Origin of the sequence: Pseudomonas sp. MPB26 (assembly GCF_046605355.1) — a bacterium.
GTDB lineage: Bacteria > Pseudomonadota > Gammaproteobacteria > Pseudomonadales > Pseudomonadaceae > Aquipseudomonas > Aquipseudomonas cedrina.
The window spans coordinates 5,129,663-5,151,320 of record NZ_CP176793.1 but is presented as its reverse complement, the minus strand read 5'-3'; the positions used below and the strand labels follow the sequence as shown (position 1 = coordinate 5,151,320).

At 64.2% G+C, this 21,658-nt stretch carries 7 protein-coding genes; all 7 read right to left on the bottom strand.

Annotation, left to right across the window (positions count from 1 at the left end):
* Window positions 1-3: 3 nt before the first annotated feature.
* Window positions 4-1,803 carry a DUF2341 domain-containing protein gene (locus tag ACLH0H_RS23645; RefSeq protein ID WP_411379866.1) on the bottom strand — a complete coding sequence of 600 codons (1,800 nt, stop codon included), beginning with the start codon at window positions 1,801-1,803 and terminating at the stop codon, window positions 4-6.
* Window positions 1,804-1,827: 24 nt separating this feature from the next.
* Window positions 1,828-3,411 (bottom strand): ShlB/FhaC/HecB family hemolysin secretion/activation protein, encoded by a 1,584-nt coding sequence (locus ACLH0H_RS23640; RefSeq protein WP_411379865.1) that lies wholly within the window; start codon window positions 3,409-3,411, stop codon window positions 1,828-1,830.
* Between the two features lie 59 nt (window positions 3,412-3,470).
* On the bottom strand, window positions 3,471-4,064 hold the full coding sequence (locus ACLH0H_RS23635) for a transposase (RefSeq protein WP_076955071.1): 594 nt from the start codon (window positions 4,062-4,064) through the stop codon (window positions 3,471-3,473).
* 364 nt (window positions 4,065-4,428) lie between these two features.
* Window positions 4,429-16,962 (bottom strand): filamentous haemagglutinin family protein, encoded by a 12,534-nt coding sequence (locus tag ACLH0H_RS23630; RefSeq protein WP_411379864.1) that lies wholly within the window; start codon window positions 16,960-16,962, stop codon window positions 4,429-4,431.
* Between the two features lie 197 nt (window positions 16,963-17,159).
* Window positions 17,160-18,371, bottom strand: coding sequence for a substrate-binding domain-containing protein (locus ACLH0H_RS23625; RefSeq protein WP_411379863.1), 1,212 nt, complete (start codon window positions 18,369-18,371; stop codon window positions 17,160-17,162).
* A gap of 345 nt (window positions 18,372-18,716) precedes the next feature.
* Window positions 18,717-19,928: a type II secretion system inner membrane protein GspF gene (gene gspF, locus ACLH0H_RS23620; RefSeq protein ID WP_411379862.1), complete on the bottom strand. Its 1,212-nt coding sequence runs from the start codon at window positions 19,926-19,928 to the stop codon at window positions 18,717-18,719.
* Entirely contained in the window at window positions 19,928-21,346 is a 1,419-nt protein-coding gene (gene gspE / locus ACLH0H_RS23615) for a type II secretion system ATPase GspE (RefSeq protein ID WP_411379861.1), read from the bottom strand. The genes gspF and gspE overlap by 1 nt, the downstream gene beginning before the upstream one ends.
* Window positions 21,347-21,658 lie beyond the last annotated feature (312 nt).

Genomic DNA, 21,658 nt, shown 5'->3' with positions numbered 1-21,658 from the left:
TCCTCAGGCCGGAACCGGTGCGTGATGCGCAACGCGGTGCGCCGCTTCACTGTGCTGGCTCTCGCCGTGCATCTCCGCCAGGCGGGTGATGAACTCGTCGACGAACACGCGCATGTCCGCGCTGACTTCCTTGTTGCGCGTGATCAAGCGGTTGTAGCCAAACAGCGCCGGGATCGCGACGAACAGGCCCATGGCCGTGGCCAGCAAGGCCGCCGCCATACCCGGGGCGATGGCGTTGATGTTGACGTCACCGGCCATCGCCGTGCCGAGGAACACCACCATGATCCCCAGCACCGTACCGAGCAGGCCAATGTAGGGGCCGCCGGCGATGGCGTTGGACAGGGTCGAGAGCTTGGAACTGAGCGCCTGGTTTTCGCGGGTGCGCACGCCGTCCATGGAGCAGCGGATGGCTTCGATGGTCGCGGCCGAGACCGATGAGGTGTCGGCGCCCTGGGCTCGGCGGGTGCGGATCTCCTTGACCGCCACCAGGTACAGGCGCCACAGCGACGAATGGGTCAGGCGCTCGGCCAGTTGCGTATCGTCGGCGTACATCTCCAGGCGGGTGCCGATTTGCGCGAAGTGCTCGCGAAACACTTCGTTGGCACTGCTGAGGCGGCTGACCTGGCGGTTCTTGCGCAGCATGATCACCCACGACTGGAACATCATTGCCACCAGCACCAGGATGATCACCCAGGCGTCCACCGGCACGGCATTGAGCAGGAAGCCCAGGCTGCCGAAACCAATGCCGGACTGTTCTTCGTCCACGCCATAGGCAACCAGTTTCGACTCGGCGCCCTGGGCGCTGGCATCGGCCAGCAACAGCGCGGCCGGGCGCGCGACCTTGGACAGGCGCAGCTCATCGATGGCCCCGGCGAAAGGCAGATGCGTACTGCCCGCCTCCGGAAGATCGGCGCCGATCGCCAGTTGGGCATTGAACGCCGGCAAGGCAACGGCCAGGGTCGCGGTTTCGCGGCCATTCACATACAGCGTGACCTTGGCGCCCTCGGCGGTAAATGCCAGGTGCTGCCATTGGCCGGGGTTGAGCGGCTGGGTCGACACAGCGCGCTGGCCGTCGATTTCGACGAAGGGCATGCCTTGGTTCACGCCCAGCAACAGGCTGTGAGGAGCGTCGCGACGGGCCAGCAGCACTTGCTCGCCACTGGCCTGGTCCAGGCGCAGCCAGGCGCTGAAGGTGAACGCGCCGCCGGCGGCCTGTTGCAGCGATGGGCTGGCCGGCAGCATCAGCGGCTGGCCGCCGAGCTGCAAGGCGCGGCCGATCACACCGTCGATGCTCGCACCGGTGGCGTTCAACGCGGTGTTGGCGTAGGCCGTGGTGTCGCGGGCCGGGGTGCCGTTGGCGCCGTCGAAGTGGTAGAGCGCGATGTAGTTCGGGTCGAAGGTCAGTTGGCCGTTGGCACTGGCCGCGGCTTTCTGGTTGCCGTAATACATCCACAGATCCTGGCGCTGACCGCCTTCGACCTTGGGCACATCGACCCAGATCAGCGCCATGCCCATCAACGGGTCGAAGCTTTCGATCTGGTGGTTGAACACGGTCTTGTCATCGGCACTCACAAAGCGCAAATCGGAGCCGTCGTCCTTGACCCCGTCGAAGCTGAAGTTGCCGGTATGCAGGCGCACCAGCAGCGCGGTGCGGCCCAGGGCCTGGTTGATCGCCGCGCCTTGGGCGGTGGTGTCCACCGAGATCTGCTTGCGGTAGTGCCAGTCGTCCTGCCACCAGGCATGGGCGGTGGCCGGGAGCGCGAAGCCCAGGCAGATCAACAGGCTCAGGAATAGGCGTTGCATGGGTGAAATCTCCGAAAGAAAAAGTCAGAAAGTCGCCTGCACACTGAAGTGCAGTCGCGAGTCCTGTTTCTGGGTGTTCGGTCCATCGAGCAGCGGCAAGCCCCAATCCAGGCTGCCGGACAACCATTTGCTCAAACTGGCGCGTGTGCCCAGGCCGACACTGGCCAGGCTGTATTCGTCTTCTTGCTCGGGCAGTGGGTCGTGCAGGCGCATGCGCGCGCCTTCGGCGAACGCATAGAAGCGCCACTCCTGCACATAACTGCCGAGAAACTTGGCCAGGGACGGCGTGCGCAACTCCTGGGAGAGCAAGTAGCCCTCATCCCCGGTGCGCTCCGCCGCCAGGTAACCGCGCACCGAGGTGGCGCCGCCGGCGGAGTACTGTTCGTTGGACACCAGCGGTCCGGAGGCGAGCTGGAAGCCGCCTTTGGTGGCCGACTGCCAATCGTTGGCGAAGGTGTAGGTATAATTCAGGTCGCCCTTGAGCACGGCGAAACTGGCGCTGGCCTTGTAGCGCTTGTAGTCGAACTCCTCGGCGTCGCTGCCATAACCGAAGAATGCGCGGGTGCCGACCACCAGGTTCAAACCGAGGCCCAACTGGGAGTGCTCGGTGTAGCGATAGCCGTTGTAGCCCAGGGTGAATGGCGCGTACTTGAGCGGCACCTGGTCGCTGCTGGCGCCGAATTTCATTTCTTCGTCGAAGTCCTTGAAGTCGACCCCAAACGAGAACGAGTTGGCCCAGTTACCGGCCGCCGGCAGGTTGTAGATCGCCGACACGCCGTAGGAATGCCCCTTGCCCAGCACGTTGCTGCCGCCGATGGTGGCGATGTTGCTGTCGGACTGGTAACCGGAGAACTGCAAGGTCCAGCGCTCGTTCAACGGGGCGCTGTAGGAGCCCGACCAGACCTTGGCGTTCTCGGTGTCCTGGGGCGCGGTGAAGTAGGTCAGGGAAATGCTGTGCCCCAGTTGCCACAGGTTGTCGTAGCCCAGGGTCGCCACCGAGCGCAGCTTTTCGGTGTCGGCGCTGTAGTCGTTGTTCAGGCCGATGCTGGCGTGCCAGGGGTTCTGGTCCTCCACCTGCAAATCCACATCCATGGTGCCGGGGCGCTGGCCTTCGCGGACCAGTGGCGTGACCTGGCGACCCGCACTGCGGTTGAGGCCGGCCAACTGGGTTTGCACAGTGGCAAAGTCCGGCACCGCGCCCTCTTCCAAGGCTGGCACCTGCTCGCGGATTTCCACCGGCGAGTAGTGTTTGGCGCCGACCACACGCACGCGGCCCACCTTGGTTTCGCTGACTTGCAGGTAGACGATCCCGTCGTCGACCTTCTGCTCGGGCAGCTCGACAAACACCGACTGGTAGCCACGTGACTGGTAGATCTTCTGCAGCGCATCGCGGGCGCCTTCGATATCGCCCAAGGTCTTCTGCGGGCCGAGGAACGGGTACACCGCCTCCTCGATGGTCGCCGCGTCCAGCACCGTGTTGCCGCGCACGAAGTACTCGTTGACGTCGACCTTGCGCGCCGCCGCTTCTTCCTCGGCCAGCGCTATTTGCGTCACGCTCCCCAGCGTCATGCAACACAGCGCCAGCGTTAATTTGAACAGATGCTCCACACCGCCCCCTGACTTTCTGTTGTTGTGTGCCATCGCCGATTGCCCGGCGTGCGGCCTGCTCAATTGCTGGTGATCGAGGTATTGCCGTGCCGGGCCAGCCAGGTGTGCAGCAAGGCGAAGTTCAACGAGAACTCCGGCATGTGCAGCAAGGCGCCACAAAACACGTCACCGATGATTTTCTGGATGAGTTGCACCGCCTGTGGGTGGTTCAGCAGCGTGGCGATGTCGCGGGTCAATGCATGAATGCTCCAGACCTTCTGGTTCAGGTCCAGGCCGACGAACCAGCGGAACAGCAGGTTGTAGTTCAGCTGTTCGTGCAGCTGCTGCTCGCTGGGCACCGAATACAGCAGTTGCAGCAACAGGATTTGCAACACGGTGTGCGGGGCGATCGACATCGGGGCGTCGGCCACCAACCAGTCACGGTGCTGATCCAGCACCTCATCGATCTGCGGACGCAGCAACACCAGCGAATGCCCCGCCGGGATGTAGCTGGACACTTCCTTCAGCGCGCCCTGCCAGTCGTCCTGCGAGACGATCCACACCCACGGCGCGCCGTAGCGATACACTGACACCGGCTTCTTGCGCGCCGCTTCGACGATCTTCGACAAGCGCTGATCGAGCTCCTGCATGCCTACTTTCGAGTAACGTTCCATAGTTCCCACGTGCCCCACTCCTGGCGTCTTGCTGACGGCTGGGGAGGCCACGTGTGGCGGCCTCCAGCGCGTTACATAGGAGAGACGGGCGTAGGTGGGAGCTACCGAACTTTTGTCATGAAAGCTTCATTTGATCGTCCCCACGCTCTGCGATTGATCGTTCCCACGCTCTGCGTGGGAATGCATCCCGTGACGCTCCGCGTCACCTCGCGCAGTGCTTGAAACAGGCGCCGGCTTCGGGACGCGGAGCGACCGGGGCGGCATTCCCACGCGGAGCGTGGGAACGATCACGTTCGCGCAGATAAAAAAACGGGGCGATCACTGATCGCCCCAAACGGTCCATCGAGAGGTCCTTTCCAAGGTTTTACAAACTGATCTGCTTGCGCTCCTCATCCGTCAACCGCGCCCGCGCCTGCTCGCTCAACGGCCCGGCGCCCAGCACCTGCACCGGGCTGTCGGGGTTGTAGCTGGAGCTTTTTTGCTGCGGTTGCGGCTCACGGGGCAACGGTTCGCTGCCCAGGCTCAATACTTCCACGGTCATGATCGACGGCCGGCCCTGCCTGGCCGCGGCCTGCTGGCTGCGCGCCGCGTCTTCCGCCGCCTGGGACGCCGCCGCCCCCGCCGCGCTGGCCGAACTCATGGCCCCGGTGTTGACGCTGGCCGACACCGGCACCCCGGACGACTTGCCCTGGGTCTGGATGTTCGCCGCGTTCACCACGCGCAAGGCGGCGATGTTGACGTTGCCCGACACCCGTATGCCCGCCTCCCCCGCATCGATGGTGCCCAATGGCGCGATCAGGTCGATGTCGCCTGCCGGCACTTCCGGGATCGGGTTGAGCGTGGCGATCCCCGCGCCCGTGCTCGGCACCGACGGCGAAAGGCTCACGTTGCCCCAGTTGTCATAGACGCGCTTGGGCGGCGTGTACACCACGGTGGTCTTGGAACCACGCCCGGCGTTGATGTCGCCCTCGCTGGTCCAGCCCATGATCGAGCCGCCGAAGGTGGTCATGATGCGGCTCTGACCGAGCAGGATGCTGCCCAGGGAATACAGCTGAATATCGCCGGAACCCTGAGTGATCACACCCGCCGTCGACGGTGGCGCCTCGCCTTCGATGCCGAAAGTCTGACGCCCGCCCGGGGTGAGCATCTGGATCGAGCCACCGAAGTTGGTGTGCACGCCGGCGCCGCCGAACATCGTGATATCGCCCTTGTAGGTGATCGGGTTGCCGGCCACGTCCTTACTCGGGAACAGCGCCGCAATCGCCTCACGGCCACGCAGGTAACTGCCCTGGCGCACGCTGCCATCCTGGTTGTATTCACGGCCGGCGGCCTTGAGTTCGGCGAAGTACACATCACGGGCGAATACCCGTTGTTGTTCGGTCGGCAGGGCTGCGTAGTAGGCGCGGGCCTGTTCGGTGTTGCCGGCAAAACCGAAGCGCGCGGCGAGCCAGCCGACCAGCTCGTTTTCGTAGGTCTTGGCCACCTTGCCGCCCTGGATCGACTCACCCGGTTGCGCCAGGTTGACGGGGTTCAGGTAGGCCTCGACGAAGCGCAGATAATCCGGGCCGTTGGGGCCTACGCCGGCTTGCATCACGATGCTGGCGCCGGGGCGGTTGTCACCCGTGGCCACAGGGCCGAGGCTGGTGACGCTGACCTTATCGTCCATCTGGATATGGCGACCGGCGCTCAGTTCCAGCAGGCCAGGACCTGCGACCTGGAAGTTGCTGTAGAGAATGTCGCGTCCGGCGGACACGACGGAGATGTCAGTGGGGCTGTCGTGAATAAACAGGTTCCCCAGGGTGTTCGCCCCCTGCACGGTGGTGTCCGCGCCGAACAGCCGCCCGCTGCTGACAATATCGCGCCCCGCCATCATCCACACCGGACCGCCGCCTTCATACCAGGTCTGACCCTGGTGCAAGGTGCCCACGCCACTGCTGAAGATAAAGCTGCGGCCGCTGCTGACACCCACCAAGTCACCGGTCGCGGCATAAAACCGCGCAGGTTGATCTGCCCGGCCTGAACCGGTTGCCGCAGTGGGACTGCCGAAGGTAAACATGGGCAGCTGTGCACCGGCTGTCAACGCGCTGCCGTTGGACGACAGGTTACTGAGTTCGGCACTTGGCGTGCCGGAGATCTGCCCGACGAACGCCGGTCGCCATGGCGTCGCCACGGTGCTCGTGTCGGCGGACGACTGGCTGACAGAAGCACCACCGGCGTAGATCGAGTCGTACGCCAGGAATTGCAGCTGGCCATTACTCCCGGGGCCCAGCAGGAGCGGCGCGGAGTAATTGAGATCAAGGGTCTGTGCCGCCGCCGCTTTACCATAGTAAAAATTGCCACTGGCCGCCGTCGCCCGCAGGATGGACGGATAAACAATCGACAGGTCCGAAGCGACCCCGGCCGTATTAGGCGTGACGTTGCCGCCCGCCGAGTACAGATCGATCGCGGTACGATCGGTCCAGAGTGTGAACCAACTGGAGCCACTGCCCTGGGCATAACCCGGCTCGCCCTTGACACCACGGCTGATGCCGGACTTGTTCGCCAACTCGATCCGACCGGGATCGAGCACCTCCTGCAGCACCAGGTCGCCCAGGGTCGCCAGGCTGAAGGTTGCATCGCCCGGCACCAGGGTCAAGCCCCCCGCCGCCAGGCCACGCGTGGCGGTCAAGGCGTCGAATGCGCGGGCTTCGCCAGGCGTGTGATCGGTATTGAGACTGCCGTAGTGCAAGTCAACCTGCCCCACGGACCCACTCTGCAAGGTCGCATTGCCGCGCAGGTTCACCAGCACGCCGTTCTGTAGTCCCACCGCTGTCGGGCTGGCGCTGTTGAGCTCGCCGCCGATGCGCACCCGCAGATCGCCACCGCCGGTCAACTGCAGGCTGCCGTCGCTGGCGATTCGACCGGTGCTGCCCACCGCCAGCACCAACCCCAGGCTTCGCGGGTTGGCGACGGGTTCAATGGTGTTGCCTGCCAGGGTGCGCAGCAGGCCGGCATCACCGCCCACCTGCACGTCGAGGTCACCACCGCCGAGGGTACCGAAACCGGTGAAACCGACCAACTGATCCGTCGCGGCGGTGCCGGTGTAACTGCCGAAATTGATCCACCAGGCCGTGGGCTGGGCCTGCCCGGCATTCACCGTGCCGCTGCCCTGGCGCCATAGCCAGTTACCCACGCTGGCCGAATCGTTGCCCGTGTCATCGGGGTTGGGGCGCCCCTGCCTCGCACTGTTCAGCGCGCTGACAATGTTGCCGGTCAGGTTGCCATCCACTTTCAAGGTCACATTCCCGCCCGCGTCCGGGTACCAGGCGCGATAGAGGCTGCCGGTGCCGCCATTGACGAACTGCTCGAAATAACTGCGTGAATCATTGAGCACAGTAGTGCCGCGCCCCAACGCTTTAGGCTGGTTGTACGGATCGCCCTGAAAGGTCGCGGTGGAGGACGTACCAGCGGTGTACACGCCGTACAAAGAATCCATGCTCAGGTTGCCGGCGCTGAGCAACTGCAAGTCGCCAGTGCCGGTACGAATTACGCTGAAACGCGAACTTGAAGGTGTCGCGCCATATTCAGGCGTGTTCTGCGCCAGGCAGTAACTCGGCGTGTCCTTGCAAAAATCGTCGATTGAGGGCACACCCATATCGTCCATGAACTTCTTGTCGATCGGCGCGCCAGCCTTGACGATGATGTTGTTAAGGGCCAGTTCTCGCTCGGCCGTTTCGGTCCAGACAAAATTAGCCTTAACCCCACAATAGGCAGGAGAGCCGGCACAGAACTCGTCCACCGTGCCCAAGCTGTTGTCGGCGAGCAACTGCGGGTCAACCGGGTCGCCTTCTTTCACGGTGATACCGAGGAACGCCAGCAGATCCGCCGCGCCTTGGGCCGTCCAGATGATCACCGCCTTGGACGGCAGTTCCTTGGAGAACATCCCATAGTGGCTGTCTGCCAGACGCAAGTCGCCGCTGCGGGGATGGGCCTGCAGCAGGCGACTGTCCGCCGCTTCGGTATCCGCGCCCGCCACCAGGCGGATCGACCAGGATTGCGAGCCCTCGGCCAGCATTGGGGCAATCGCCCACTGACGGTCCTTGCTGCCGGTGACATCGGTGCGCAACTGAATCGACTCAACACCGGCCAGCAGCTTGACATTGGTCCCGGACGGAATCAGTGCGCCGCGCGCCAACACCGTATCGGCGCTGAGGGTGACCACATTGAGCGTGGAACCGGACGCTTGGAAATTCCCCGGCAACGGCACACCTTTTGGCCAGGTCATTGCCTTCAGCAACGTGTTTTGGGTCAACAGCGTGCCGGCCTCCAGTTGCGAACCGGCCACCAGGGTCTGCGCCTGGTTGAGCAGCGTACCGGCCGCCAGCAATACATCGCCGGTGCTGTCGAGTACGGCCGCCGCCAGCACCGTGCCGGCTGGCAATACCAGGTCCTGCTGGAGCGTGGCCCTTACCGGCAGGCGCGTACCGGCTACCACGCCGATGTCGTTGATCGGCACGTCATAATTAAGCACCGCACCGGCCGGAAACGCCGTACCGCCGGCCAGCGTGACGCCGTGCCCCGGCACCACGATATCGCCGCCGGTAAAATCGACGCCTGGCAACAACACCCAGCCTTTGTCATCGGCGGTTTCCGGCGGCAGGGCGAAGCCGTCGGTGATGCTGCCGTAGACCGACAGGTCGCCGCCCGCGCGCAGGGTCAGGCTGCCCGACTCACCCGAGCCGTACACGTCGGGGCTCTGCTTGACGTGTGGATTGTTGCTCGCATAACGAAAGCCCGACAGGTCGACATCGCCCTGCACCACCAGGTCACCGTCCGGGGTCTTGCTGACGATCTCCACCCCTGGCCGCAGGTGGAAGACGTCGGCATAGCTGGCATTGTTCAGGCCCGCGAGCTTGTTTTGCAGCAGGTTGCTGTTATCCAGCGCGGCCTTAATGAACGCCACGCTCAACTCATGCTTTTTGTCCAAGTAATCCTGGGTGATCACCTGGTACGGCCGGCCGCTGACGGTCGGCTCGTTGATCAACTCGGCGTCGTCATAACTGATCATGCCGTTGAGCGCGATCGAGCGGGCGCCCTGGATATCCAGGCGGCCACGGGCATCGATGGCGATGTCGTTGCTGCTGCCGTCCGGGTTGATGATGCGCGGCGCGTTCAGTTCCAGGGTGCCGCGGCTGCGGCCGTCGTTGCCCTTGGCCGCTGCGATGCCGTGGCGCAAATCGATACGCGCGCCGTCGGCCAGGGTCAGCAGGCCATCGCCGGAGCCGAGCACCACCATGGCACGGTTGGGTGAATCAATGATCTTGCCGTAGCTGTCGACCCGCAACAGGCTGCCATGGGCATCGAGCACGGCGCCGCCGTCCAGGGTCAGGCCATGCTTGCCGGCCAGGTTGATGCTGCCGACGCGCTCACCGCTGGCGTCCACGTGGCCGGTGACCCGCAGGCTGCCGTTGTCCACCGACACATTGATGATGCCCGCCTTCAGGCCCTCGCCAATGCTCAGGTCGCCCTGCTTGAGCTGGAAGCTGCGTGCGCCGAACACCTGGCCTGCGTTGAGTCGCTGGTTGAGGGCGGCGAATTGCTGGTCCAGCGTGCCCTGGCTACCCAGGCGTTGGGCCTGGATTTCCACGGTACCGGCTTCATAGGGCACCAGGGTGCCGCCCGCATCGTAGTAACCGCTGCTGCCGCCGAGGATCTTGCCTTGCAGGTCGACGCTCCCGCCCGCCGCGTCCACCGCCACCGCGCGCAATTTGCCGGCGCGGTTGTAGGTGGCCGACAGGTCAATGGTTGAACCGGCCGCCTGGAGGATATTGCCGCTGCGGCTGTCGAGCAGCACGTCGCCACCCCAACCGTATTGCGTCACATCGTTGAACGCCACGGCACGCCCGGCGACATCGATCAATGCGGCATCGGTGAGCACCACGTCGCCACGGGCGCCGAGGCTGACCTTGCCGCTGGGCAACACCACCGCTGAAGCCACGCGGATGCTGTCGCCTTGCAGCGACAGTTCGGCGCCCTGGCCGGTGACCGTGCCACGCGGCCCGGCGGAGGCCGCCACATCAATCGCGCCGCCTGCGGTAATCCGGTTCACCGAACCGGCTTCGCCCGTCATCAGCGGCGTGAGGATATTGAGGTTGCCACCGCTGTACTGGAAGCCCTTGACCGGATCGTACCCCGTCAGGCGCTGGTACACCGACAGGCTGCCCTTGTGGTTGGCGGTGATGCGCTCGCTGGCATTAAGGTTGACGCTGGCAAAGCCCAGGGCCAGCCGGTCGAAGGTCTGGGTGGTGCTGGGCTGGGCGAAGGCGCCATAGCCGAACTCGATGCGCTCGGCGTTGATATCCAGGCGCCCATTGCCGGTGCCGGCACCGCCGCTGATCACCGCGCCGGGCGCGGCCTCGGCGCCCTGCCAGGTCAGGTTGGCGGTGTGGATAGTGGCGACGTCATTGGTACCACCGGCGCCATAAATGGCTGGGGTCGACAGCAGCAGATTGTCGAGGCGCGACTTGCCGGTCTGCGCGTCGTACGTGTCGAGGGTGCTGGTACCGTAGAAGTTGAACGCCTGGGCCGCGGACAGTTGCAGGGTTTCCAGGGCCGGCGCGCCAGACTCGGTATCGCCGCGCAACAGGCGGTCGAGCACCTGTTGATTGAGCGTCAACCCGCCGGGCAGCACATTGCGCGCGGCGGCGTCGGCCAGGGCCTCGACACTGCCCACATTGATATTGCTCAGCGCCAACGCCAGGTGGCGGGTGCCGTAGCGAACCTGGTCGTCCAACTCCAGGGTCTGGGTGGTCGAGGCAATAATGCTGCCTTCGGAATACAGCGCTGTCTGGCCGCTACAGCTGACGCTGACACAAGCACCGATCTGGATTTTACCGCCCGCACCCGAATTAATATCGTAGGGCAGCACGTTGAGCAGCCCGTTGGACACCGCCAGCAGGTTCGCCGCCCCCTTGTAGACAAACCCGTCGCGGGCGTCATAGGCAGCAGTGCCCTGGCCAAGCGTACTGATCGATGCACCTTGCTCGACAACAATGTCGCCGGAGCCGGCTACCAGCATCACCTCGGGTGCCACCAATGTCGCGCCGGATCGTACGAAGATCGATCCGGAGGGTCTGTTGAGACCGCCGGCAAACTCGATGGCATTGCCACCTTGCCCATAAAGCACCATCGACAAGCCGCCTACCAGCAACCGCTTTGCCTTCAGCGCATTAAGGCTTTCTACGTCCAGGGTCAAGCCTTCGAACGCAGGGTCAAGCGGCTGACCAGGGTTGACGATCTGCGTCGCCGAGGCTGGACCCGACATGCTGCGATTGATCACCGCCACCGTCCCGCCAAAACCGCCGGGCGCCGCCTCGAAGCGGCCAATGCCCTTGAACGAAAAGGTGTCCAGCCCATTCCCGGCACTCAATGCCAGCTTGAGCGTCTTGGCATCCACCGGCAACAGCGCACGTGGCACGCCAAGCCTGGCGGCGTCAGCCATCGCGAACTGCGCATAGCTGGTTTCGTTGTACTGAGAGTAGCGGCGCAAGGTGTCCGCAGACGTCAGGATCACCTGGCTGGCCAGGCTGTTCTCAATCGGGGTATTGACGATCGACAGGCGCCCGGCCGTCGACCACGAGCCATTGCGCAACGCCGTGACGCCGCCATCCGTACCCAGACCGGCCAAGCCGTTGATCTCGACCCGGAACGCTCCCGGCATCAGTGCATAGGTCGAAGGCATCAAGGTATAGGTGCCGGCCGGCAAGCCCGGCACGCCGGCGCCGATGCTGATCTGCTGCCCCACCAAGGGCGTGCTCGCGCCGCCTTCCGCCGCCACGGGCGCGTAACCCTGCGGCACACCCGCAACGATGGCGTAAACCGGATTGGTCGCCAGCCCCGGCAGGACGAAGCCACCGCTGGCGCCAAACTGCACCAGCGGGTTGTAGCGTGCATCGGTGGAGCCGCCGCGCCCGGAGATAAACCCGGCGCCGAGCAGATCACCGCCGCCGGACAGGTCCAGGGTGGCATCCGGCAACACCACCACCGACTTGCCTCCCAGGATTACGCCCACTGTAAGGTCGCCATTGCTGACCTTCACACCACCCTGGCCAACGAAGCTCACTGCCTTGCCGTTATAGCGATAGACCTGCCCATCGAGCGTCCCGCCATAGGGCAGCACCAAACCCTTGCCGCTCACCGAAGTGAGGCTGCCGGGCAATAATTGGACTTTGGTGCTGCCCAGGTTGCCCATCTCGATCAGCCCCAGGGGGGCCAGCAATACACCGCCCTGCTTGATCGTCGCGGCGCCCAGTTGCAAGCGCCCGAATGCCGAATAAGGCACAGCACCGTTACCGCCGCCGGCTTTTTCGATGGCCAGGGTCCGGGTCGGATCAAACTGCATGTTCTGTCGATCGCCACCGGTACGGCCCACCACCACCTGCGCACTGATCTCGGTACCGGGGTAGATACGCGCGGCGCGCAAAGTCAGGTCGCCCCCCGCCTGCAATACCGTACTGAAGCCATCGGTGGTCACACCGCCATCGCGTCCCGCGAGAAAGCGCAGGTCGCCGCGGCTGTTGAGATTGACCCGATCAAAGCCCTGGTTGAGGGCAAACGTTACCTGGTCGCGGATATCCAGCAAATCGCTGTCAACCGTCAACCGTCCCTGCCCCGGCAACGTCGTCGCAGGGTCACCCAGGTTAGGCGCGACGTAGTTCTCCAGACCTGTGCGGTCCGGCGCGAGCAGGCCACTGAGCACGACGTAAGGCGCCGCGAGATGGACCTCAGACGCTGTGGCGGCGCCCTTCGCCAAACTGATGCCTTTTGAATACAGCGCCAGGCTTTGGCCCACATTCAACGACACGTCGCCGGCCATGCTGAGCGTGCCATTGACCAACAGCGCCAGGCTGTCGAAGCCGCCCGCCTTGACTTGGTCCACCCCAAGCCGGCCATGGCCGTAGGTCAAGGTATCAGCCGCCGCGTCGGCGCTGCCCGGCAACACCGAGACTTGATGCTGCTGGCTCAGCATCAGCTCACGCACGGGCAATACCCGGTTGCTGGCCAGGCTACGCAGGTAATAAGGCGCCTCCAGCGCCAGTGCCAAACGCCCACCCGCAGCCCCCGCACCACCGGCATTGGCGACGAAACTGCCGTCCAGGTACAGGCCGTTGTTGGAAGCAAAGGCAATCGTGCCGCCGTTGCTTGCCACATTCGTTCGGCCTTCGCCTGGAATATCCAGCCGCGCCTGGGTACCGGAAGCGTCGAGCCGCGCGCCGTCACGTACCACCACGAACAGATTGCTGGCCTTGGCTATCCCGGTAGTGGGGTCGATGTCGCCACCCACCGTGATCTGCCCTCCGTTACGCACCTGGCCATAGACGCTACCGCGATTGTCCACGGCGGTGACGGCACGCGCAGCCACATCAATCAGCGCCTGTTCGCCGATCCAGATCGAACGACCATGGCCGACAGCCTCGACCGCTTCCGAATCAGCCGTGCCCAATCCCCCCAGACTGACGCTGCCGCCCCATGCGTTGAGCGTGCCGTTGAGGGTGAGCTGGCCGACGCTGAGCAGGTTGATGGCCTGGCCCGGGTCGACATTGATCACCGCGCCCTGCCCCACGTTCAGGCTGGTCGTCGCCATTTGCGCGGCGCTGGATTGTACGTGTCCGGCGCTCAGGTTCAGGCTGGCGCCACGCCGCTGAGTCAGGATGCCTTTGGTCGGGTCCTCCTGGTACAACAGCGGCGTCCAGCGTTCGAGCACGCTCGCTGCATCACTGCCGGTCTGCGCGCCAGTGGCCTGCTCGCCCAACCGGTAAACCGGCATGTTCACATCGACCTGGGAGCCGTGCGCGACGATCAACCCTTCATTGCCGGTGATGTCATAGGCCGAGAAGCCCTTGTTGAAAAAATCACCGGCCAGTTGCAGGGTGTCGGCATCCGCCGCGCCTGCGCCGATCAGCACCTTGTGGGCCTGCAACGCCAAAGCGCCGCCGCCGTTGACGCCATAGCCACGCACCTCGCCACCCAGGGCGAGGGTACCCAGCCCGCCCAGCTTCACGTCGCCGCCTTTGCCACCGCTGACCTTGCCGTCTTCGCCGACGGTGGCGCCAGAGGACACATCCACCGCGCTGCCGGCCGCAAGGTTCACTGCCGTGGTGCTGCGCAACGAGACCTTGCCGCCGTTGATATACGCCACACCGTCGCGGTGGTTCGAGTCCAGCGCCAGGTTATTCCAGCGTCCACCGGCGTCCAGCTTGACGCCACTGGCCAGCGCCAGTCGGCCGCTGCCCGCCAGGATCACATCGCCCACCGCGTTGCTTTTATCGAGGTCGACCTGAGTAAGTATGTTGCCCGCGTTGAGACTGCCACCGTGGGCCGTCAGGTTGGCGTTGATATTCACCCCGGGGCCGAACAGGGTGATATCGCCACCGTCCGTGACGTTGAGCGCACCGTTGACGGTAATCTGCTGCCTGGCGCCGACCTTGATCGCGCCCAGTCGGTAGCCATTGAGCTGGTCACTGTCGAGCACTATCTTGCCTTGGCGATCCGCCGGCAGCGCGGTGGCAAGGTCCAACCCATCGGCGATTTTTTGCGTGTTGCTCTCGATCAGCACCTGGTCGGTGTTCCCGGTCAGGGCATAGCGCAGGGTGCCGGTGGTCTTGTTGTAGACCGGCGTGTACCCGCCAATGATCAACTGCGCGCGCTGGGCCATGGCCTTCTGCGATTGCTGGTATCCATCGAGGTTGACGTTCGGCGCCTGGGTCTGGCGATCGCCCTGGAACACGTCGCTGATCACCTGGCCTTCGAGCACTGCTTGGGTGGTACCGATCACCAGCTTGCCGGCATCGCGGCCCACGGTGTAACCGCTCTCGTAACGGCGCTGCTTGGCAATCAACGGGTTGTAGTAATAGTCGGTCTGGCCCCAGCGCTTGCTGGTGTCCTCATACCCTTTGTAAAAGCCGGAGTAGAGAATATCGCCCGGCGCGTTGGACACCTCATACAGGCGCCCATCGGGACCCTTGAGCCAGGTCTGCTGGATATAACCGGCCTGCACATCCACGGTGCCGCCCGACAGGTTGATCTGCGCGCCCTTTTGGGTCACCACATCCTTGCCGGTAAAGGTCACGCTGCCGCCCTGGGCCATCCATTCGCCGACCGAGTGGCCCTGGGTGCCGAGGTATCCGCCCACTTCCAGCAAGCCGCCGGCGGTGTACCAGCGGTCCGTGGCATAGCCGTTGGTACTGGCCGGCACGAACACCAGCTCGCGCAGGTCAACCCACACATCGTTGTTGATCAGCTTCCCGTCGTCCCGGTTGACCGGCGCATCGCGCTGTTCATTGCCCTGCACGTTGATCTTGATGTTATTGGACGCCATCGACACCTTGACGCCGACGGCGCCGGAGACGTCGATCATCGCCCCATCGCGCACCAAACTACGCCCGGCGGCGCTGACCGCCACCTGGCCGCCTGTGGCCAGGGTGATCGAGCCTTTCTGGAAGTCCACGGTGCCGCCGCTGACGATCTCGATGCGTGACTGGTCGGTACGGTCGGCCACGGCGCTGAGGTTGTTGAACTGCCCGGCGATCAGGTTGGCAGCCAGGCCGTCCAGCTTGATCAGGCCTGCGCCTTTCTGGCTGTCGAACGCGGTGCTGCCGCTGGCGTCCAGCAGGATCGCGGTGGTGCTGCCCTCGCCCAGCGTCACGCTGCCGGTTGTGTCGGTTGCCGAATTCAATAAATGAAGGGTGCCGCGCGTATCCACCGAGGTGCTGGCCAGGGCCACGCCGTTTTGCTGCACCTGATGCCCAGTGAGGGTAACGTCGCCGGTCGAGGCCATGATCAGGCCGCTGTTGGTGACCTTGCCCGCGCTGCTGCCGGCCTTGAGGCTGGTGGCGACTTCATTGCCACGGGTAGTGGAGCGGTCGTTGCCGCCAGTGCCGACGCCCTTGCGGATGTAAAAGCTGTCGCCGGCTGCCAGGGTGGTCTGGCCCTTGGCGGTGATGAGGGTGCCGGCGTTCTCGACTTCCGCGCCGAGCAGCAAAGCATAGCCACCGGCGTCGGTGGAGGTGGCGGCGTCATGGGTCTGAATCAATGCACCGCGTTGCACCACGACCTTGCCTGCCGCGTCGGTGAAGGTTGGCTGGGTGCCATTGGCATCAACGTAGATACCCCGCTGGGTAAACTGCTCGTCGGTGATATTCGCCGCAGCGGCCACCAAGTTACGCACATTGACCTGGCTGGTGCCGCCGAACACCACACCGTTACGGTTGATGATCATCACCGTGCCGGCGCCGTTGATCTGGCCCTGGATCTCGCTCGGGCGCGCATTGGGATCGTTGACGCGGTTGAGCACCGCCCAATTGGACTGCTGCTGGAAATCCACGCTGGTGTTACGCCCGACGTTGAAGGTCTCCCAATTGAGGATCGCCTTGTCGGCCGTTTGCTCGACGGCCACCGTGGTCATGCCGCCAGACTGGCTTTGGGTAGGGCCCTTGGCGTTGGTCCAGCCTTGGGTGAGGCTGTTATCCACCTGCAGACCGCCCTTGCCCAGGCCATCGGGAATGTTCGAGACCTGCCCAAACGCCGCTTGCCGCCCCGCCGCCTGCGCCGCCTGCTGCGCGGCAATCGCCGCGACACTGGTGTTGAGTGTGCTGATGGAACGCGCCAATTGCTGGTTGACCCGCGCCTGCTGGTTGAGCGTTGGAATCCCCGGCACCTGCCCGGCACTGAGCCGCGCCGCCGTCGCCGCCTGGGTCGCGCCTTTGTCGGCAAACCAACTGGAACTGAACGCCGTGGCCGCCTGCGCGTTGCCTGCCACCATCAACAACGCAATGGCATGGGCCAGCGGCTTGAGACGCAGGACTGTCTGGGCGCTCTGGCCTTGGGCTTTGCGGTTAACCGGTGATTTGCAGCGGACCATCGGAAATCTTCCTTCTTTGTTATCGCCACGCTGGGCAAGACAAACTCACGTATGAGGGTTAGGCGGTTGGCGAGGGGCGGGACTGAACTTCTGTCATGGAAAGTTCATAGAGGGCGGGTAGCCGTCGCAAACGCAAAAATCAGCAACGGCACAGGCCGTTGCTGACTCAGGTAGTGCAGGTCGGTGAAAGCCTGGGGTTACAGCGGACGACCGATGGCGTTGCAGACGTCAGCCTTACCGATGCTGAGGTTGCTGGTAGCGGTGAGGAAGTTGTCACGTACGGCCGTTTTCCAGGTAGCCGGCAGCGGTACGAAGCGGTTGTTGCGGATGGCGGCGTCGTTGTTGGTCAATGCGTTGGAACCGTAGTGGCGAGTGAAAAACGCGCGCACCTGGCTGGTTTGGGTGGCATCGGCATAGCACTGGCTGAAGATCAGGTTAGTGAAGCCCAGGATCGGATAACCGGTGGTTGGGTAAGCCACGACGCTTGGGTCGGACGGGTTGGCGGCGGCGGCGAAGGTCGGTACCCAGGCGTTCTGGTCGGCGACGTTGGTTGGCACAGGCACAGTGCCGATAGCCGTGGACACGTTGGCGGGGTTTGGCGAGACACCGGCAATGGTTGCAACCTTGGTAGCGTCATCCAGACCTGCCAGGGTAGCTGCTGCGTAGTCCGGGCTCATGTAGGTCACACGGCCGTCGCCGGCGTTCAGGGTGCTCATGACCCCAGCGCTGGTATCGGTATAAGTGCCGCCGGCAGGGTTGGCCTGCTGCAGTGGGTTGAGAGCGGTAGCTGGCAAGCCCCCCGAAAAGCTGCTGCCGAATGCCTGGGTAATCGCGAAGGTGCCGCCTTCCAAAGCAGGTTTGCACTTGGCGTTCAGGAAGCGCGTGAACAGCTCAGTGGTGCCGCTGTTCTCTTTACGGTAAACCACGGTGATCGGGCCGGTACGGCCGGAGCCAGGAATCAGGTCCCAGGTAGCCAGGCGACCCGAAAATACGCCGCACAGTTGGTCAACGCTGAGGTTGACTGCGTTGGCACCCGCTTTGTTGAACGGAATGGCAACCGAAGTAGCCACCGATGGCACCTGGATCAGCTTGCCCCAGGTGGGTTGCTTGGCCGAAGCGTAGGTCGACAGTTCAGTCGCCGACAGCTTCGAATCGCTACCGGCCCAGTGCACGTTCTTGTTGGTCACGCCAGCCACGAACTGGCTGTAATCGTTGTTCAGGAAGGCCAGCTTGCCTTTGCCGCTGCCCACACCGATGTATTGAGCGAAACCGGCAGTCAAGACGTTGGCAGTCTGGTACAGCGGTTGTGGCAGGGTTGCACCGCCACCATTTACGTCAGCCATTGCAGCCTGGGCCGAGCACAGTGCAGCGAGGGTCATGGATACCGCGAGAACGTTGCGCTTAAACATGAAGAAGCTCCTTTCGTCGTGTTTGTACGTTTGGGGTAGATGGCTCTTGCATGACGCCATGGCTTCGGTCCCAAGCCATGTTGCGGGGGTGGCCGGGGGTGAAAACCATGGAGAGAAAGTCGCAGTTTCCGATGACGGTTATGGGAAAAAACCTCGGGAGGAACGCATTGATTTTAAAAAGATTCTCGGGTGTTTCGGTCATGGCTTTGGGCGGTTTCGGCGGGAGATGACAGCGCGGTTTCAGTGGGCGTGGCGCAAGGCCGCAAGGGGTGGCGGAATATGACGGAATGAGGAACCCGAGGTTGGCGGAACCAGCAGAATTCAGCTCAGTTCCAATGTGTGTATTCAGGTGACCAGCTGGTTGATCTCGATGATCGGCAACAGCACCGCCATGACGATCACCAGCACCACCGCGCCCATCACCACGATCATCAGCGGTTCAAGCAACGCGGTCATGCCCATGGCGCGGCGCTCGATATCGCGTGACAAGGTCTGCGCCGCGCGCTCGAGCATCGGCGGCAGCGAGCCGGTTTTCTCGCCGCTGGCGATCAGGTGGATCAGCACCGGCGGGAATACCTTTTCCACCGCCAGCGCCGGGGCCAGGTTGACGCCTTCGCGCACCTTGGCGGTGGCGTCGTTGACGCACTGGCTCAGGCGGTCATTGGACAGGGTCTGCCGCGCCGCTTCCAGGGCGCGCAACAAGGGCACGCCGGCACCGCCGAGAATCGCCAGGGTCGAGGCGAACCGCGCGGTGTTCAGGCCGAGCACGAAGCGTCCGATCAGCGGCAGGCTCAAGACGCGGCTATGCCAATTGAGGCGCGCCACCGGGTTGCGCAAGTACAGGCGCCAGCCCCAGAAACCGCCGACGATGCCGGCAAAACACAACCAGCCCCAGGCGCGGATAAAGTCGCTGGCGTTGAGCATCGCCAGGGTGAGCCCTGGCAGGTCCTGGCGCGCCTGGGAAAACGCGCTGACCACCTGAGGCACCACGTAACTGAGCAAAAAAATCACAATGCCGATCGACACCAGCCCCACTACGCCGGGGTAGATAAACGCGGTGAGGATCTTGCCACGCAGGTTGTTGCGCTCCTCGATGTAGTCCGCTAGGCGCTCCATGACCTGGGCCAGGTCGCCGGACTCCTCCCCCGCCGCGATCAACGCGCGGTAGATCGAGGGGAAATCCCGTGGCCGCGCCGCCAACGCATCCGCCAGGCGCATGCCGCCGCGCACATCGGCGCGCACGGCGGCGAGGGTCTGGGCGATGTGCTTTTTCTCGGCCTGTTCCACCGTGGCGCTCAGCGCCGCCTCCAACGGCAAACTGGCACCGAGCAGGCTCGCCAGTTGCCGCGTGGCCCAGGCCAGGTCGTTGTCCGACAGCTTGGCGCTGAACAGGCTGTTGCCGGCTTTCGTGGACTGCCCGCCTTCCACCTGTACCAGCAACGCGGTCAGGCCACGGCTGCGCAACACCGCAAACGCGCCGCTCTGGCTGTCCGCCTCCAGGTGCCCGGCCTCGATTTTGCCGCTGGCATCGGCGGCTTCATAGCGATAGCGATTCATCAGGCGTCCCGTGTCACGCGCAGGATTTCTTCGGGCGCCGTGGTGCCGCTGCGCACCCAACGTTCGCCGTCTTCACGCATGCTCAGCATCCCGGCACGACGTGCGGCCAGGCGCAGTTCCTGCTCGTTGGCGCCCTGGTGGATCAGGCCGCGCACCGCGTCGTCGACGCTGAACAATTCATGGATACCGGTACGGCCGCTGTAGCCGGTCTGGTTGCACTGCGCGCAGCCGACCGGGCGCCAGGTGCCGGGCGCGGCCGGGTCTTGCTGCTTGCAGTGCGGGCACAGCCGGCGCACCAGGCGCTGGGCCAACACGCCGAGCAATGACGAGGCCAGCAGGAACGGCTCCACACCCATGTCGATCAGGCGATTGACCGCCGACACCGCATCGTTGGTGTGCAACGTGGCAAGCACCAGGTGCCCGGTAAGCGAGGCCTGCACGGCGATTTGCGCGGTTTCCAGGTCGCGGATTTCACCGATCATGATGATGTCCGGGTCCTGGCGCAGGATAGCGCGCAAGGCCAGGCCGAAGGTCATGTCGATCTTGGCGTTGACCTGGATCTGGCTGATACCCGGCAAGTCGTATTCCACCGGGTCTTCCACGGTGAGGATATTGCTGGTACTCGCATCCAGCCGCGCCAGGGCGGCGTACAGGCTGGTGGTCTTGCCGCTGCCGGTGGGGCCGGTGACCAGCACGATGCCGTGGGGCTGGCGGATCAGCGTGTCCAGGCGCGCCAGCACCTGCGGCTCCATGCCCAGGGTTTCCAGTTGCAACCGCCCCGCCTGTTTGTCCAACAGCCGCATCACCACCCGCTCGCCATGCCCGGTGGGCACCGTCGACACCCGAATATCAATCGGCCGCCCGGCCACCCGCAACGCGATACGGCCGTCCTGGGGCAAGCGTTTTTCGGCGATGTCGAGCTGGGCCATGATCTTGATCCGCGACACCAGCGCACCGTGCAGCGCCTTGCGTGGCGACACCACATCACGCAGGGTGCCGTCGACGCGGTAGCGCACCACGGAATGGGTTTCATACGGCTCGATATGAATGTCGCTGGCCTCATCGCGCGCGGCCTGGGTGAGCAAGGCGTTGATCATGCGAATCACCGGCGCGCCGTCCTGGGTGTCGAGCAGGTCGGTGATTTCGGGCATGTCCTGCATCAGGCGGTCGAGGTCCACCTCGTTTTCGGCGGCGCCCACCACCGCGGCGGCGCTGCCGGTATCGGCGTAGGCGCTGGCGAGCAGGCCGTCGAGTTCGTCGTCGCGAACCTGTTCGAGGTGGGCCTGGCCGAACTGACGGTGGACCTCACTGATGGACCAGCCGGGGGTTGAGGGGCAAACGGTAAGCAGCATCCCGTCCTCGCCAGGGCGCAGGAGGATGCGCTGGGATTTGGCCCAGGCGTAGGGTAGAAGGCTCATGGGGTTGGCCCTTTTTGAAGGTGTACATATCTGTTGCTGCGGTAACGGCTGATTTTGGTTCCGCCCTTACGGCGGCTCACTTTGGAAAAGCCCCAAAGTAAGCAAAGGGCTCTTGCCCCAACACTCGGCACCTCGCCTAGGCTCGGTGTGCCCGTAATCCGACAGGGATTTGGGGGGCCGCCGCCACGCGCCATCCATGGCGCGGGGCGGCTAAACCGGCATCCCTGCCGGTTTACCCCCCAAATCCCTGTCGAATTCCGGCCAGCGTGTTTGACGGGGCGCCTAAGATCAAAATCAAGAGCAAAAGCACAG

Coding starts and splice junctions, on each gene's coding strand:
- ACLH0H_RS23630 (WP_411379864.1), bottom strand. CDS start 16,962: ATGGTCCGCTGCAAATCACCGGTTAACCGCAAAGCCCAAGGCCAGAGC.
- ACLH0H_RS23645 (WP_411379866.1), bottom strand. CDS start 1,803: ATGCAACGCCTATTCCTGAGCCTGTTGATCTGCCTGGGCTTCGCGCTC.
- gspE (WP_411379861.1), bottom strand. CDS start 21,346: ATGAGCCTTCTACCCTACGCCTGGGCCAAATCCCAGCGCATCCTCCTG.
- gspF (WP_411379862.1), bottom strand. CDS start 19,928: ATGAATCGCTATCGCTATGAAGCCGCCGATGCCAGCGGCAAAATCGAG.
- ACLH0H_RS23625 (WP_411379863.1), bottom strand. CDS start 18,371: ATGTTTAAGCGCAACGTTCTCGCGGTATCCATGACCCTCGCTGCACTG.
- ACLH0H_RS23635 (WP_076955071.1), bottom strand. CDS start 4,064: ATGGAACGTTACTCGAAAGTAGGCATGCAGGAGCTCGATCAGCGCTTG.